The following is a 14,868-nucleotide window of genomic DNA, read 5'->3' as shown; positions in this document are numbered from 1 at the left end:
ATCTGCTGTGGAGGATTGAGTTTCAGTGAGTGCTGAGGATCTTGAAAATTTCGAGGCCGACGTAGAATTATCCATGTATCGCGAATACCGCGACGTGGTAAGCCAGTTTTCGTATGTCGTGGAAACGGAACGTCGGTTTTATTTAGCTAATGCGGTGGAGCTCATACCTAATAATTCGAACGGGGAAGTCTATTTCGAAGTTCGGATGTCGGATGCCTGGGTGTGGGACATGTACCGGCCCGCTCGATTTGTTAAGTACGTGCGAGTTATCACCTTTAAAGACGTCAATATTGAGGAGCTAGACAAGCCGGATATCCAGCTTCCGGATTAGGTCGATTCGCGCTAGCGAGAATTGAGAGAGTGCTTTCAGAGCGCTCTCGTTCGAGCGCCTTTTTAGAGTTCTTTTAGTGCTCTTGTGCCCACGTGCTCAGAGTACGTATAGGGGCGGTAGCACGTTGTGTGCTCTACATAGTGTGTTTGTTACCTAGTTATCCCCAGGCCGGAAGTTATCCCCAGCGACGCATGGTGTTCACACCGAATACCGACGTCGCTGGGGATTTTTTATGAGAAGCTATCTCCCACACGGATATGACTGGCATCAGTAGTAGGGGGTCGCGGTGGGGACTGACGGTAGTGCACAGACACAGCTTTGTCTTGACGACGATTACGTGTCGGCGTTTGTAGGGAGTTGTTCCACTCAGCTTTTAGGCCGGTGGGGCGAAGATCGCGCAGCCGAATGGTTTGTCCGTCAAGGGTTCGTCATCGTCGACAGGAATTGGCGCTTTCACGGTGGCGAGTTGGACATCGTCGCCACGATGAACAGCAGCGCGGGCAACTCACCGACGGTATGCGCCGTCGTCGAGGTCAAAACGCGTCGAACCCAGTTTTTCGGTGGAGGAGTTGAGGCCATAACGCGGAAGAAGCAGCAGACTCTTCGGCGGGGAATGAGCCAGTGGCTAACCGCCCACCCTGACATCCATCCCCAGTTCATTCGTATCGATTTGATTGACATTGCAGTTCATCCCCCTAGCGACGGTATGCCATGGCGTTGTTCGCTCGAGCACTTTGAAGAGGTGGCGTGATGACAGTCGGGCGGACCTACTCAGTGGCCCTTCAAGGGGTATCCGGAATTCCTATCTCTATTGAGGCGGATTCTGGTCCGGGCTTACCCGGAATGAACGTCGTCGGTTTGGGGGATACGGCGGTATCGGAGGCGCGCGACCGCATCCGATCAGCGGCGAGAAACTCCGGCCTCGAGTGGCCCAAAACGAAGATCGTGGTCAGTCTCTCGCCTGCGTCGTTACCGAAGAACGGATCCGGCTATGACCTTGCTCTGGTGATCGCGGTTTTAGCCTCGAATGCCAGCAGGTCTGCGAATGGATCGAGTGGCTCGAAGACACGTGACCGAGATATAAAAGCTCGGCTTGACTCGACGGTTTTTATCGGCGAACTGGGACTGAACGGTGATGTCCGTTCTGTTGCTGGTGTGCTCCCCGCCGTGATCGCAGCGCGTGACCAGGGAATGACGGCCGCCATTGTTCCCGCGGCGAACGCAGCGGAGGCCTCCTTAGTTGCGGGTATTTCGGTGTGGGCTGTGACCTCATTGCGCGCGGCATGGGCGTGGGTATGCACGGGACAACCGATGACGAGTGATCAATCGGCCTTGATTTCAGAAGCTGTGCAGCACGCGTGTATTCGCTGCGAGCATCACCGCGTATCGTCTGCGCCCGGCCAAGGCGACGAGACGCTGGACATGTCGGAAGTTTTCGGTCAAGAACTAGCCCGGCGCGGTATCGAAATCGCTGCCGCTGGTGGCCACCACATGCTTCTCATCGGGCCTCCTGGGTCGGGGAAATCAATGTTGGCCGCGCGTGTGCCCACAATCCTCCCGCCGTTGAGTGAACAAGAATGCCTTGAAGTGACGGCGATTCATTCGTTGTCGTCAGAGACGATGACCGATGTGGTCACTCGTCCTCCGTTTGTGGATCCGCATTATTCGATCTCAGTCGCTGGCCTTATTGGTGGGGGTTCGGGGCGTCCGCGGCCAGGCGCGATCAGTCGGGCACATCACGGTGTCTTGTTTCTCGACGAGGTGGGGGAGATGAAAGCTCGCGTCCTCGATGCTCTGCGCACGCCACTTGAGCAGGGCTATGTGCGGATTTCGCGCAATCGTTTTTCCGTCGTGTATCCATCGAATTTTCAACTGATTATGGCAGCTAACCCGTGTCCCTGTGGTGCAGCAACGCCTCAGGAATGTCGGTGTACAGGTCGTGTTCGCTCGATGTATTTGTCCGGATTATCGGGCCCACTCCTAGACAGAATTGATCTTGCTGTGACGACGGCTCCGAAGGGATCCGTGGTGTCGTCGGTGCGTCGTGGTGAATCGTCAGAATCGATACGACGGCGAGTATGTCAGGCCCACATGCGTGCGAGGCGACGATGGGAGTCCGCCGGTTTGGGGTCGATCACGAACTCCCGCGTCCCAGGAAAATGGATCCGCGAGTGGTTAAGCACCGTCCCGATGGTGGCCAGTTACGTCGACTATTTATTACGAACGGATGCGGTAACCCAGCGAGGGGTTGATCGGTTGTGTCGGGTGGCGTTCACCATTGCGGATCTTGAGGCAGGGGCGTTTGGCGCTGGTGATGTGGGTTCGTCGGGGATGGACGAGGGGCTCGAGCTGTCTCACGTGACGCTCGACCATTTTGATGAAGCACAGTCTTTACATGAGGGGGTAGACAACATTGGGCGATAACAGTAGTTGTCAGGCGGTTCAGGCAGATGACTATGAGAGCGGGCGGGTGACACAGGGAAGCGGGTCGAATAAAGCAATGCCTTCTTTGGTTCATTCGGCCATTTTTAAGGACACACCCGAGTTCGCGGCACGGCATCAAGCGTGGGCTTATCTCAACCGAGTTGTGGAGGGGCCGAATGCGCATCTTTTGGCTCTGATTTGGGAAAGCGGGGAATCGGATCCGGTTTCTGCTGCTGTACGGATTATTCGTCGTGATCCGAGTCTTTCGCCCAAGGTGTTGAGTGCCACCGAGTCGCGATATGAATGGTTCCAACCGCTGGCCGACCTTCATTCCGCAGCCTCCGTCGGAGCACGTTTTATCACACCCGATGACGACGCATGGCCTGGCCCAGTACTTGCCGAATCTTTTCACGTTTCCCGCATCGCCGATGGGGCGAAATCCCATCACGATGATGCGATCCCGCCACATGGGTTATGGGTGAAAGGTGGGAATGCTCGGGCCTTGACGGAGAAAGCGATCACCGTTGTCGGCACACGTGCTGCCACAAGGTACGGGAATGCGGTCGCTGCAGATATCGGCGCTGAATGCGCCACTCATGGGTGGACAGTGGTCTCGGGAGGCGCCTTCGGTATCGACATCAGCGCGCACCGTGCAGCCCTCCGCGTCGGTCATTCCACTGTTGCCATCGTGGCCCACGGTATCGACGTCACCTATCCCGCAGCCCATAGAACTGAGTTCAACGACATCGCTCGAGAAGGAGCGGTGATCACGGAGTATCCCCCGGGCACGCGTCCGGCTCGGCATCGATTCTTGACCAGGAACCGCCTATCAGCGGCCTTGGGGCAAGGGGTCGTGGTTATCGAGGCTGGTTATCGCTCTGGTGCGCTCAATACCGTGAGCTGGGCCGAAACGATGGGCAAGCAGGTGTTCGCAGTACCCGGGGCAGTGACGTCACGATCATCTCACGGCTGTCACCGACTCATCCGCGAAGGTCGCGCCGAATTGATTGAAAGCGGGGCGGACCTCATCGAATCACTGAGTCCCTTGGGAACAGTGGATAGCGATGCCCAGCTGGAAATGGATTATCCCGCGACGGACGTCCAGCGCCTTGATCGACCGTCATTACGCGTGTTTGATGCAGTAAGCGGTAAGAGATCTGACGCAGCCACCATCGCCGCGTCGTCCGGGCTGCCCTTGGTACAGACCATGACGATCTTGTGTGAACTCAGAGACAAGGGACTGATTAGCCGGACCGGAAATCTCTGGCAACGTGACACTGCTGCATCCTCGGTGTAAACGCGTACTCGGTCTAATTCCAGGTCCTCGGCGGGATCGTGTCTCGGCACCTATACTCGATATACATGGCCGGAACACCGAATTCATCCGATACTGGTTGCAGTAAAGAACGGAATGATGCTGCGCCGGATAACGAACCGGCCGTATCGGCGCAGTGGGACGGCATTATCGAGGACTATCTAGACTTCCTCACATTCACCAAGGGACGTAGCGAAAACACTGTCAAGGCTTATCGCAACGATCTTCACTCGCTTGTCGACGGGCTAACGACGGTCGATCAGCTCACCTTGCACCACATTCGACGCTGGCAGGCGGATGCTTTGCGCGCCGGGCATGCGCGATCGAGTCTTTCGCGTCGAGCTTCAGCGGTGAGGAATTTCGGCCGATGGCTTGAACACCGAGGAATCGTGCAAAGCGATCCAGCATCCCGTTTGTCGTCGCCACGACCGGATAAAACGCTTCCGCGTGTCTTAGCTGCTGATCAAACTGCAGAGATACTTCACAACTTGGAAGTTGGTGCGGAAGAAGAGGACCCCATTGCGCTCCGCGATCTCGCGATGGTCGAGTTTATGTACGGCACCGGCGTGCGAGTATCTGAACTGTGTCGGCTCAACATTGGCGACCTAGATTTCGCGAGACAGACGGTCACCATTCTGGGAAAAGGCAATAAACAACGTGTCGTCCCCTTCGGGGAGTCTGCTGTGCGAGCACTGAAGCGGTGGATGGATGTCGGACGGCCCGTGATCGCTGATCACGGGCATCATAAGGACGCCGATCAGGCTGTTTTCCTAGGAAAACGGGGTGGCCGGATCGACCCGCGTCAAGTCAGAACGGTTGTTCATCAAGCGACCTCCACCGTGACGGGCGGGGATGTTTCCCCACACGCACTCAGGCACAGCGCGGCCACTGATGTTCTTGAAGGGGGAGCGGATCTTCGAGTGGTCCAAGAAATGCTGGGACACGCCTCGCTAGCAACGACGCAGATTTACACCCATGTTGATTCAGAGCGCTTGAAAGCGGTGTTTAACCAGGCCCACCCTCGGGCGTGACCGGACGTTGTCAGGCCGGCCGTCGCGTGGCCGTACATTGCTTGTCGGAACGTCGTTTGCACCGCACAGGTCGCGTCGAGACTGATTCTGGTGTTGGCCTCGCTCATTGAGGCTTCAACCTCACTTCTGATCGGCCAAGGAGAGTTAGAGGGTCGATGTAACTCTCGCCGATTTTTGCTCCCCAACCAAGCCCTGGGCCGTGAGTCGCTTCATTCTCGTTGGCAAGGACACCAATAATGTCACCCCTGCGGACAACGTCGCCACGGGAGCGTCGAGAAATTACAGGGTCATACGTGGTCCGGATACCGTCTGCGTGCTGGATCGATACCACCGGCCGGCCACCAACCTGCCCAGCGAATGCAATGGTCCCCGACATAGACGCTCGAATAGGTGTGCCAGGAGCGGCTTCAAGATCAACACCGCGATGGCCCGACAACCAGGGCTCTGGTGGAGCTTTGAAGGGAAGAATCACCTTTGATGCCACGGGTAGTCGATGTCGGTGGATATGGTGGTGCGCTGTGAGTGGGGCGCGGTCGAGCGATGTCTCGTCGGTAGTACCCTCCGCGTGAGCTACAGTCGTGTGGCGCGTGCCCGCTGATGCCATCAAAACAGGGCTATGAGCAGGACAAAGACTGAGCGCCGTGACCCACAGAATGGTCACCACCGTGAACAACACGGTCAGCGAACTGCGTGTACGAATCTTGGAAACAAATGGTGTTGACAAAGCCATGACATAAGAGTCCGCTTATTCACACAAATCGGGGTGTGATCGACCGCCGGTCACCACTCATTCTGTGGATAACTGGAGGCTCGTGGATAACCCAGAATCGAGGAGCGACGACTTAACTGTTCCCGTTCGATTCTCATTCGAGTCGCGCCAGAGTGCGTCGTTTTTTAGGACTTGGGGAAAAGCGTTCTAAGCAGTACAATTACCCGTTGCAATGTGCCTACGTGGGCCGCGTAGAGCTAATAACGGACACCGTGGCGGTGAGCTTAGAGTCTCACAGCCGCATGACACCGTTGACGCCTCGACGTGGTTTCGCCGTATGACCATTGACTTCGCGTGACCATCACGCCCACTTCTTTAACGCGTTAAAGCCGTTAAAGCCTTATTTTTTGTCTACGTGGCAGCAGCTACGTCGGCGAAAGCCAAGGACTTGTTCTGCGTTAAAAATGAAGGGTAAGGGAGAGAATGTGGTCTCGGGAATCGCAGTATCGCCGGTAGGGAAGCAGTTTTCCTGCTTTCTGGCGTTGTTGTGATTCGCGAGTATTCGAACCCGATGGCACCAGGGTGTGGAGGAAACCCACACAACCACGTCAGCTGGTCAAGCTGACATGTAAGAAATAACCACTACGTCCGAGCAGAAAGCGAGGAGGGAAGCCGGACCGCTGTGTTCCGCGCCGGGAATCGGTACAAACCACCTGGCACAACGAGCACCTAAGCGTCCCCAATGTGCTTCCCAATAAATATATGGCTGTTGTAACCATGCGTCAGCTCCTTGACGCCGGTGTCCACTTTGGCCACCAGACCCGTCGTTGGAATCCGAAGATGAAGCGCTACATCATCACGGAACGCAACGGCATCTACATCATTGATCTTCAGCAGACACTGACCTACATCGATTCTGCCTACGAGTTCGTTAAAGAGACTGTTGCTCATGGCGGCAACATCCTCTTCGTCGGTACCAAGAAGCAGGCCCAGGAAGCAGTTGCAACCGAGGCCGAGCGCGTTGGTATGCCGTACGTCAACCACCGCTGGTTGGGCGGCATGCTCACCAACTTCCAAACCGTCCACAAGCGCCTGGGTCGTCTGAAGGAACTTCAGGCCATGGACGCAGCGGAAAACGGCTACGAAGGTCGCACCAAGAAGGAAGTCTTGATGCTGACCCGCGAGCGTCAGAAGCTCGAGCGCGTTCTTGGCGGTATCTCCGACATGAACAAGGTTCCGTCTGCGATCTGGATCGTCGACACCAACAAGGAACACATCGCTGTCTCCGAGGCTCAAAAGCTGAACATCCCTGTCGTGGCCATTCTGGACACGAACTGCGATCCTGACGTCGTTGACTACCCGATTCCGGGTAACGACGACGCTATCCGTTCGGCTGCGCTGCTGACTGGCGTCATTGCCTCCGCCGTTGAGGACGGCAAGAAGGCTCGCGCTGAGCGCGCCCAGGCTGAGGCCAAGGCTGCTGCTGGCGATAACGATGCGCCTGTTTCTTCCGAAGGTGAGAGCGCAGAAGCGGCTTCCGACGCTGCTTCAACGGCATCTGAGACGACGGCGACCTCCAGTGATGAGTCCGCAGCCGAATCCTCTGAAGCTGAGTCAAAGTAAGACCCGTTTTCACATACTGAAGGAGAATCGCTGATGGCGAATTACACTGCAGCTGATGTCAAGAAGCTCCGTGAGATCACCGGTGCAGGCATGATGTCCTGTAAGAAAGCTTTAGAGGAGGCTGACGGCGACTTCGACAAAGCCGTGGAATTCCTCCGCATCAAGGGTGCGAAAGACGTCGGTAAGCGCGCAGAGCGCACCGCTGCCGAAGGGCTCATCGCCGTGTCCGGCAACACCATGATCGAGGTCAACTCCGAGACCGACTTCGTTGCTAAGAACGCCGAGTTCAAAGAATTCGCGGACAAGGTTGCTAAGGCCGCTGATGAGGCCAAGGCTAACTCGCCCGAGGACCTGGCTGCTGTCAACGTCGACGGCACCCCGGCAGAGGAAGCCCTGCAGGCTTTCTCGGCCAAGATCGGTGAGAAGCTGGCTCTTCGTCGTGCTACCACCATCGACGGCGACAACGTTGCTGTTTACCTGCACCACCGTTCCGCTGACCTCCCGCCGGCAGTCGGCGTGTTGGTCGCGTACGAAGGTGAAGGCGACGCAGCGAAAGAAGCAGCCCACAACGCTGCTATGCAGGTTGCCGCGTTGAAGGCAAAGTACCTGAAGCGCGAGGACGTTCCCTCCGACATCGTCGAGAAAGAGCGTTCCATTGCAGAGGCAACCTCCCGTGAGGAAGGCAAGCCCGAAAAGGCTCTTCCGAAGATCGTCGAAGGCCGTCTCAACGGTTTCTTCAAGGACGTTGTGCTTCTGGAGCAGCCTTCCGTCGCTGATCACAAGAAGACTGTTAAGCAGTTGATGGATGAGGCTGGCGTCACCTTGACCGGCTTCCGTCGCTACGAAGTTGGCCAGCAGTAATCTGCTGAGCCTCACCTAGTGAGCGAAACGACCTCGGTTTCTTTTCCCTATACGGGGAAGAGGGGCCGAGGTTTTTGCTTTTTACCGGCAGAAATGATGCCCAAATAGTGGACGATTGGCCGGATCCTCGTCTCCTCCCACTACCTCCAAGTGTCAAGTTGTGTTCTTGTCCAGAGAGCCAGGTAGGATGTCACGAGGAAAACCCAACGGGTTACCCACTGGCCCCTTCGTTGCCGATGGCAGCGTTCACGTTGGTCGGTTCAGGTAGGGTCGCACACTCAACTTCATGAGGAGACATCCAGAATGGCGCAGAATGACGCCCCCAATTCACCTGCACACGGTCCTCACCGATCACCATATAAGAGGGTCATGCTGAAGCTGGGCGGTGAAATGTTCGGCGGCGGCAAAGTCGGAGTTGATCCCGACGTCGTCGACAATGTTGCTCGTCAGATCGCCGAAGTTGCCCGCAACGGAGTTGAAATTTGTGTGGTCATCGGGGGTGGCAACTTCTTCCGCGGAGCGCAGTTGTCCCAGCGGGGAATGGATCGATCGCGTTCCGACTACATGGGCATGCTCGGCACCGTGATGAATTGCCTGGCCCTTCAGGACTTCCTTGAAAAACAGGGCGTCGAGACCCGCGTTCAGACAGCGATCAACATGGCGCAAGTCGCGGAACCCTATCTTCCGCTCCGTGCGACCCGGCACCTCGAGAAAGGTCGCGTCGTCATTTTCGGTGCGGGCATGGGAATGCCTTACTTCTCGACGGATACCACCGCGGCCCAGAGAGCGCTGGAGATCGGTTGTGAAGTCCTGTTGATGGCGAAGGCCGTCGACGGAGTGTACGACGACGATCCCCGTAAAAACCCTGACGCCACCATGTACACGGAAGTCACTCCGCGTGAATGCCTTGATAAGAAACTGAAGGTGGCTGACGCCACGGCCTTCAGCCTGTGCATGGATAACAACATGCCGATCCTCGTCTTCAATTTGCTCGTTGAAGGAAATATTGCGAGGGCGGTCAATGGCGAAAATATCGGCACGCTGGTCCGTTCGTCTGATAATGATTAATACAGCCATCGTTTGCTAGGCGACATGGCCAATGAGGCGACGGCATGAGCCCCGCGTGCCCATGACGTCGCGCTTATTACAACACACTGTGAGGTACACACCATGATTGATGACACACTGCTAGAGAGCGAAGAACGTATGACCCAGTCGGTGGAATACGCTCGTGAAGACCTCACGACGATTCGCACCGGCCGCGCGAACCCGTCGATGTTTAACGGAGTTCAAGCCGAATATTACGGAGTCATGACGCCGATTACGCAGATGGCAACGATCAGCGTCCCAGAACCACGAATGCTGCTGATCAAGCCATATGAGCCCAGCATTATGAACGCCATCGAAAACGCTATTCGCAATTCGGATTTGGGCGTCAACCCGACCAACGACGGTCAAGTTTTGCGTGTCACCGTGCCGCAGCTGACCGAGGAGCGTCGTAAAGAGATGGTCCGGCTCGCGAAGAGCAAGGGGGAGGACGCGCGCATCGCTATCCGTAACATCCGCCGGAAGGGAATGGACGAGCTCAAGCGAATCCAAAAAGACGGCGAAGCCGGCGAAGATGAGGTCCAGGCCGCGGAGAAGGAACTGGATAAAACCACCCACGAGTATGTGTCCCAGGTGGACAAGCTCATCGAAGCCAAAGAAAAAGAATTAATGGAAGTCTAGCGTGGCTTACAGCAGAAAACTCGGGGAAAGCTGATGAAGGTAAGCGAGCGCGGTTCCGACGGCAGATCTCTGCCGCACCCACGCAACAAGGCGGGGCGTAACGTCCCCGTCGCCATCATTGTTGGCGTTCTACTTGGGGCCTTAATTATCGGATGCCTCATTATTCCGCACGCGTGGTACCCGCTGTTAGCCGTCATCATTCCGCTAGCGACCCTCGAGGTGTCCCGTCGGCTGAAGGAGCATGACTACGATGTCCCAGTTCTGTCCATGCTGGCTGGTGGGCAGTTGATGCTGTGGTTGTCGTTGCCGTGGGGGGCGAAGGGCATGCTGATGGGCTACATCGTGTCCGTCGGCGCGATCATGATCACCCGGCTATTCCACCGGGGAACCCATCAAGCACCCACGAATTACCTTCGCGATATGTCAGTGGCGGTCTTTGTTCTGACGTGGATTTCGCTATGCGGAACGGCCGCCGCACATCTCACCCTGTTTAATGAGGGAAGTCTTCGTGGCTGGGCCCTCATTGCGACATTCATCTTGTGCGTCGTTGCCAATGATGTTGGTGGTTTTACAGCCGGCGTTTTTTTCGGGAAACATCCTCTTGCACCGGCCGTTAGCCCCAAGAAATCGTGGGAAGGATTCGCAGGCTCCCTCGTATTTGCGGCCATTGTCGGGGTCATAGCCACCTGGCTTTTGCTCCACCGAGCCCCCTGGGAGGGCATCCTCGTCGGCCTGTTCCTTGCGTGTGCCGCCACGCTCGGTGATCTCGTCGAGTCCCAATTCAAACGAGACCTGGGAATTAAAGATATGGGCACGCTTCTCCCCGAACATGGTGGGCTCATGGACCGATTGGATAGCCTGCTCCCTGCGGCCGCGATGACCTGGATCATCGCGACTGTTCTTCAGATGTAACCGGTCCGCGTCGTGCTTCCTTATTTCCGTAGTTGGTGGATTTGCCGTCGCAACTGAATCATCCGAACGGAGCCAACAGAGAGCATAATGACAGCTCCAATAATGGCGGCGAGGAGGAACCCAACACCTGCCGGGAACGAGACCGTCCAGAAAAAGACTGTTAGCGTAACAGACTCCATGTTCTGAATAATGAAAATTAGGAGAAGCACTAACAGAGCAATTCCGACACTCAGTGCCACCCACGTGCTTCCCGCGACGGAGCCCTGTACGTCAGTCTTATTCTTCATCGGACCAGCATTGGTGTCAGTTCCCTCACGGTTCACGCGACGGCGCTCGGTACGTGGCTCATCATCGGAGGAGCTAACGGGGGAGGAGCTGCCCGTAGACCGGTTTTGTTGCGCATCCTGGTTTTGCGCAGCTTCTTCATTCTGTTGGCGCTCGGCCTTCTTCCGCTCACCTTCAGGGGTTGGTCTAACGACGCTCGGTGTGCGTGCCTCGGTGTCGCTTTTTCCGTCCATGCGTGGGCGACCCACCGCATTATTGGCCCGAGTCGATTTGTTGTCCTTAGATTTTGGTGATGTACTCATTGCTCCGTAACAATACCTCAACATCCACCAGCACGTCGGTTCGCGGACATCCCGTCGCACTCACCGGTGGGCTGTGATTGGATTATCCTCTCGCATCGTAGGCAGAATATAAGTAATGACGGAAACACATACAGAAACACACAACGACTTGGGTCTTAAGCCCGTCGAGTCCCTCAATCGAGCTGACAACAAAGCACAGCTGAAGTTCGCCGCTCCGCGTCGCGGGAAACCTCCAACACATTTCGCGGATCTGACGGTGGATGAGCAAAAGCAGGCCGTGAAGGACTTAGGGCTTCCGGCTTTTCGGGCGAACCAATTGGCCCGCCACTATTACGGCCGATTTGAGGCTTCCACTGAGACCATGACGGACTTACCGGCTGCTGCGCGTGAGCCGGTTCAGAAAGCTCTTTTCCCCGAGCTCATGACTGAGGTCCGCAATATTTCGTGTGATCAGGGCATGACGCGGAAGACATTGTGGAAGTTGCACGATGGCACCTTGCTCGAGTCAGTCTTGATGCGGTACCCGGGCCGAGCCACGTTGTGTATTTCCTCCCAAGCGGGGTGTGGCATGGCCTGCCCGTTCTGCGCAACTGGCCAAGGCGGTTTGCATCGTAACCTGTCGACGGGGGAGATCGTGGACCAGGTTCGCGCCGCCGCAGCTGCGATGAACAGTGGTGACGTTGCTGGTGGCAAAGGCCGCCTGTCCAACGTCGTCTTTATGGGGATGGGCGAGCCGCTGGCGAACTACAAGCGCGTCGTTAGCGCTGTTCGGCAGATTACTGACCCTTCGCCGCGGGGATTCGGTTTGTCTCAACGTAACGTGACGGTGTCGTCGGTAGGACTTGCGCCAGCAATTCGCCGGTTTGCCGACGAAGGTCTCTCCGTCACGCTGGCGGTATCGTTGCACACTCCCGACGATGAGCTCCGCGATAGCCTCGTTCCTGTGAACAATAGGTGGTCCGTGGAGGAGGTTTTGGATGCTGCTGCGTACTATGCGGATCGGTCAGGGCGCCGAGTCTCTATCGAGTACGCGTTGATCCGTGACGTCAATGACCAGGGGTGGCGTGCGGACCTCTTAGGTAAGAAGTTGAAGAAAGCACTTCATTCGAAGGTCCATGTGAATGTGATTCCGTTGAACCCGACGCCTGGGTCTATTTGGGATGCCTCGACGAAGCAGCAACAGGAAGAATTTGTCCGCCGAGTGAAAGCACAAGGTGTCGAGTGCACCGTTCGTGATACCCGCGGACAAGAAATAGCCGCAGCCTGCGGTCAGCTAGCTGCGGAAGAAAAGACTGCATAAGGCTGGGCCAGGGGCCGGGGGTAAGGCCCGGACAGCCAGGGGATTATCCCAGCAACTGATTTTGTATTAGTTAGTTCCCCTGGACGGCGCGCTGCCCCTTCAACGTCGCCGGATCAATGTTGAAGGAACGCAACTGAGAGTCGGAAAGGTCAGAATATGCTCCATGGAGGTTGAGCTGATCAGCAGCCCAGTCGCGCTCAACGTAATCCGCTGGCTTATTGCGAGCGGTCACGGTCCGAACCTGGTTGAGCTTAGGACGCAAAGCGATCAGCAATGCTCCGACGAAGCACAGGGCAGCAGTTGCGATGAGGAAAATATCTTCGACATGGCCCTTGTGGTTACCGACAAGCATGAACAATAGGAAAAGGCCACCAACGACGCCAGAGATAATAACCGGACGCCGGCCTAGATCATGCCAACCCCAGAATGCGGATGGCTCGTCCTTTGTTGATACGCCGTCGTATACTTTGTCTTTCGTCTCAGACACGAGAACCTCTCCTCTATCTCCGCCGGAACAGTGACGATCCACGTCTGATATATGTGTCCGGTGCGATTCCGCGGGACCAGTGGGGTATTTATTGTCGACGTTTCAGTCACACTGCTGTCGTTTACATTACCCCAAATTAATTCTCAGCCATAGTAGGGTAGCGCGTCGACCATGACCAATACACCCTGTTGGTGGTAATTCTGTGAAAAAACGGTGTGGTCTGCACGTAGCAGCGTTCTCTCGTGGAACGCGGTAGGGTTGGCCCTCATGAGTTTCATCGTGGGGCTTGTTTTATTCGCCTTGGGGATCGTTCTGACCATCGCGCTGCATGAATGTGGCCACATGGTTTCTGCACGCGCCTGCGGAATGCGTGTCCGTCGTTACTTTATTGGCTTTGGCCCGACGCTTTTCTCTTTCCGACGGAGGGAAAAGAAAACGTCGGCAGCGGCCGGGCGTCCCCTCATGACGGAATATGGCCTCAAAGCTGTCCCCTTCGGTGGGTTTTGCGATATCGCCGGGATGACAGCGATCGATGAGGTTGCTCCAGAAGACGAGCCATTTTCCATGGTCAAACGGCCCGTGTGGCAGCGCCTCATCGTCCTGCTGGGGGGCATCATGATGAACCTGCTGATCGGCGTCGTCGTGATGTACTTCGTGGCCGTCGCGTGGGGGCTCCCCAATCCCGACGTCGATTTGTCGGCAAAAGTCGGCTCGACGCAGTGTGTTCCGCAATCGGCTTCCGTGAATAGTTCGTCCCAGGATTCGTCGACGACTGACTGTAGTGGTCCCGGGCCCGCGGGGAAGGCTGGAATCCGCCAGGGTGATACGATCGTCAAGGTTGATGGTCACGACACCCCGGACTTCACGACGATGGGCGACGTCGTCCAAAAGATCGGACGTGACCACGCGGATGACGACCACGACCCCACAGTCCCCGTCGTTGTCGAGCGAAACGGTGAAACACGAACGGTTGATGTCACGATCCAGCGTGTCCAGCGGGAGACCACTCAGGGCAAGACGGTGACGGTTGGCGCTATTGGGATGACCTGGGAGCGCCCCAACAATATGTATTCGCACTACAACGCGCTATCCGCTATCCCGGGTTCCTTGCACTATTCCGGTTACATGATCGGCCAGTCGGTCGTCGGCTTGGCCAAGCTGCCGGCATCGGTTCCAGGAGTCGTCCGGTCGATCGGCGGTGGTGAGCGCAGCGAGAGCTCGCCGATGAGCGTTGTCGGAGCCTCGGTGGCCGGTGGCGACTTGGTTAAACACGATCAGTGGTCGTCCTTCTTCCTCCTCCTGGCTAGCCTGAACTTTTTCCTCGCATTGTTTAACCTCGTTCCCTTGCCCCCGCTCGATGGTGGGCACGTGGCCGTCACGATCTGGGAGAAGCTCCGTGATATGGTGCGACGGCTCCGCGGCTTATCGCCACTTGGGCCCGCCGACTACACCAAGTTGATGCCGCTGACCGTTGTCGTCTTTGTCCTCTTATTCGGTTTCGGTGCGTTGGTCATTGTTGCTGACGTTGTGAACCCCATCAGACTCTTCGGCTAAGACCCA

Annotated in this window: 15 protein-coding genes; 12 read left to right on the top strand and 3 right to left on the bottom strand. The window is 56.7% G+C overall.

Annotated features, from left to right (window positions below; genetic code table 11):
* Positions 1-25 precede the first annotated feature (25 nt).
* The 5 genes from KCQ76_RS01645 to KCQ76_RS01625 all read left to right on the top strand — a co-directional run bounded on the left by KCQ76_RS01645 (position 26) and on the right by KCQ76_RS01625 (position 5,101).
* Positions 26-331, top strand: coding sequence for a DUF2469 domain-containing protein (locus KCQ76_RS01645; RefSeq protein WP_012731807.1), 306 nt, complete (start codon positions 26-28; stop codon positions 329-331).
* A gap of 286 nt (positions 332-617) precedes the next feature.
* Positions 618-1,082 (top strand): YraN family protein, encoded by a 465-nt coding sequence (locus tag KCQ76_RS01640; protein ID WP_052722243.1) that lies wholly within the window; start codon positions 618-620, stop codon positions 1,080-1,082.
* Positions 1,082-2,755, top strand: a complete 1,674-nt coding sequence (locus KCQ76_RS01635; RefSeq protein WP_046202457.1) for a YifB family Mg chelatase-like AAA ATPase — start codon at positions 1,082-1,084, stop codon at positions 2,753-2,755. Before KCQ76_RS01640 ends, KCQ76_RS01635 begins: the two co-directional genes overlap by 1 nt.
* Positions 2,756-2,831: 76 nt before the next feature.
* Entirely contained in the window at positions 2,832-4,052 is a 1,221-nt protein-coding gene (dprA, locus tag KCQ76_RS01630; RefSeq protein ID WP_046202714.1) for a DNA-processing protein DprA, read from the top strand.
* 65 nt (positions 4,053-4,117) lie between these two features.
* A complete protein-coding gene (locus KCQ76_RS01625; RefSeq protein ID WP_180962471.1) occupies positions 4,118-5,101 on the top strand; it encodes a tyrosine recombinase XerC in 984 nt (327 codons plus the stop codon).
* Between the two features lie 103 nt (positions 5,102-5,204).
* Here the strand turns inward: KCQ76_RS01625 and KCQ76_RS01620 are convergent, their stop codons facing one another.
* Positions 5,205-5,831 (bottom strand): M23 family metallopeptidase, encoded by a 627-nt coding sequence (locus tag KCQ76_RS01620; protein ID WP_052722245.1) that lies wholly within the window; start codon positions 5,829-5,831, stop codon positions 5,205-5,207.
* Between the two features lie 741 nt (positions 5,832-6,572).
* On the opposite strand from KCQ76_RS01620, the gene rpsB reads away from it, so the two are divergent.
* From rpsB to KCQ76_RS01595, 5 genes are all read left to right on the top strand, one after another.
* Entirely contained in the window at positions 6,573-7,433 is an 861-nt protein-coding gene (rpsB, locus tag KCQ76_RS01615; RefSeq protein ID WP_046202456.1) for a 30S ribosomal protein S2, read from the top strand.
* Positions 7,434-7,466: 33 nt separating this feature from the next.
* Positions 7,467-8,294, top strand: a complete 828-nt coding sequence (tsf, locus tag KCQ76_RS01610) for a translation elongation factor Ts (protein ID WP_046202455.1) — start codon at positions 7,467-7,469, stop codon at positions 8,292-8,294.
* Between the two features lie 303 nt (positions 8,295-8,597).
* Complete coding sequence (gene pyrH, locus KCQ76_RS01605) at positions 8,598-9,362, top strand: UMP kinase (RefSeq protein WP_012731799.1); 765 nt, start codon at positions 8,598-8,600, stop codon at positions 9,360-9,362.
* A gap of 102 nt (positions 9,363-9,464) precedes the next feature.
* Positions 9,465-10,022, top strand: a complete 558-nt coding sequence (gene frr / locus KCQ76_RS01600) for a ribosome recycling factor (protein WP_012731798.1) — start codon at positions 9,465-9,467, stop codon at positions 10,020-10,022.
* A gap of 33 nt (positions 10,023-10,055) precedes the next feature.
* On the top strand, positions 10,056-10,934 hold the full coding sequence (locus KCQ76_RS01595) for a phosphatidate cytidylyltransferase (protein WP_046202454.1): 879 nt from the start codon (positions 10,056-10,058) through the stop codon (positions 10,932-10,934).
* Between the two features lie 20 nt (positions 10,935-10,954).
* Here the strand turns inward: KCQ76_RS01595 and KCQ76_RS10720 are convergent, their stop codons facing one another.
* On the bottom strand, positions 10,955-11,521 hold the full coding sequence (locus tag KCQ76_RS10720; RefSeq protein ID WP_231725271.1) for a LapA family protein: 567 nt from the start codon (positions 11,519-11,521) through the stop codon (positions 10,955-10,957).
* Positions 11,522-11,636: 115 nt separating this feature from the next.
* Here KCQ76_RS10720 and rlmN point away from each other — a divergent pair, with 115 nt between their 5' ends.
* Positions 11,637-12,821 (top strand): dual-specificity RNA methyltransferase RlmN, encoded by a 1,185-nt coding sequence (gene rlmN, locus KCQ76_RS01585; protein ID WP_231725272.1) that lies wholly within the window; start codon positions 11,637-11,639, stop codon positions 12,819-12,821.
* Between the two features lie 70 nt (positions 12,822-12,891).
* Here the strand turns inward: rlmN and KCQ76_RS01580 are convergent, their stop codons facing one another.
* Positions 12,892-13,308 (bottom strand): DUF2631 domain-containing protein, encoded by a 417-nt coding sequence (locus tag KCQ76_RS01580; RefSeq protein ID WP_046202453.1) that lies wholly within the window; start codon positions 13,306-13,308, stop codon positions 12,892-12,894.
* A 267-nt stretch (positions 13,309-13,575) separates the two neighbouring features.
* On the opposite strand from KCQ76_RS01580, the gene KCQ76_RS01575 reads away from it, so the two are divergent.
* Positions 13,576-14,862, top strand: coding sequence for a M50 family metallopeptidase (locus tag KCQ76_RS01575; protein ID WP_046202452.1), 1,287 nt, complete (start codon positions 13,576-13,578; stop codon positions 14,860-14,862).
* Positions 14,863-14,868: the final 6 nt, after the last annotated feature.

Origin of the sequence: Corynebacterium parakroppenstedtii (assembly GCF_019754935.1) — a bacterium.
Classification (GTDB): domain Bacteria; phylum Actinomycetota; class Actinomycetes; order Mycobacteriales; family Mycobacteriaceae; genus Corynebacterium; species Corynebacterium parakroppenstedtii.
This window is presented reverse-complemented; position numbering and strand designations above follow the sequence as displayed.

Bases quoted from the DNA above. Each gene is read 5' to 3' on its own strand.
- KCQ76_RS01635 (WP_046202457.1), top strand. From the start codon at position 1,082: ATGACAGTCGGGCGGACCTACTCAGTGGCCCTTCAAGGGGTATCCGGA.
- dprA (WP_046202714.1), top strand. From the start codon at position 2,832: ATGCCTTCTTTGGTTCATTCGGCCATTTTTAAGGACACACCCGAGTTC.
- KCQ76_RS01625 (WP_180962471.1), top strand. From the start codon at position 4,118: ATGGCCGGAACACCGAATTCATCCGATACTGGTTGCAGTAAAGAACGG.
- KCQ76_RS01620 (WP_052722245.1), bottom strand. From the start codon at position 5,831: ATGGCTTTGTCAACACCATTTGTTTCCAAGATTCGTACACGCAGTTCG.
- rpsB (WP_046202456.1), top strand. From the start codon at position 6,573: ATGGCTGTTGTAACCATGCGTCAGCTCCTTGACGCCGGTGTCCACTTT.
- tsf (WP_046202455.1), top strand. From the start codon at position 7,467: ATGGCGAATTACACTGCAGCTGATGTCAAGAAGCTCCGTGAGATCACC.
- pyrH (WP_012731799.1), top strand. From the start codon at position 8,598: ATGGCGCAGAATGACGCCCCCAATTCACCTGCACACGGTCCTCACCGA.
- frr (WP_012731798.1), top strand. From the start codon at position 9,465: ATGATTGATGACACACTGCTAGAGAGCGAAGAACGTATGACCCAGTCG.
- KCQ76_RS01595 (WP_046202454.1), top strand. From the start codon at position 10,056: ATGAAGGTAAGCGAGCGCGGTTCCGACGGCAGATCTCTGCCGCACCCA.
- KCQ76_RS10720 (WP_231725271.1), bottom strand. From the start codon at position 11,521: ATGAGTACATCACCAAAATCTAAGGACAACAAATCGACTCGGGCCAAT.
- rlmN (WP_231725272.1), top strand. From the start codon at position 11,637: ATGACGGAAACACATACAGAAACACACAACGACTTGGGTCTTAAGCCC.
- KCQ76_RS01575 (WP_046202452.1), top strand. From the start codon at position 13,576: ATGAGTTTCATCGTGGGGCTTGTTTTATTCGCCTTGGGGATCGTTCTG.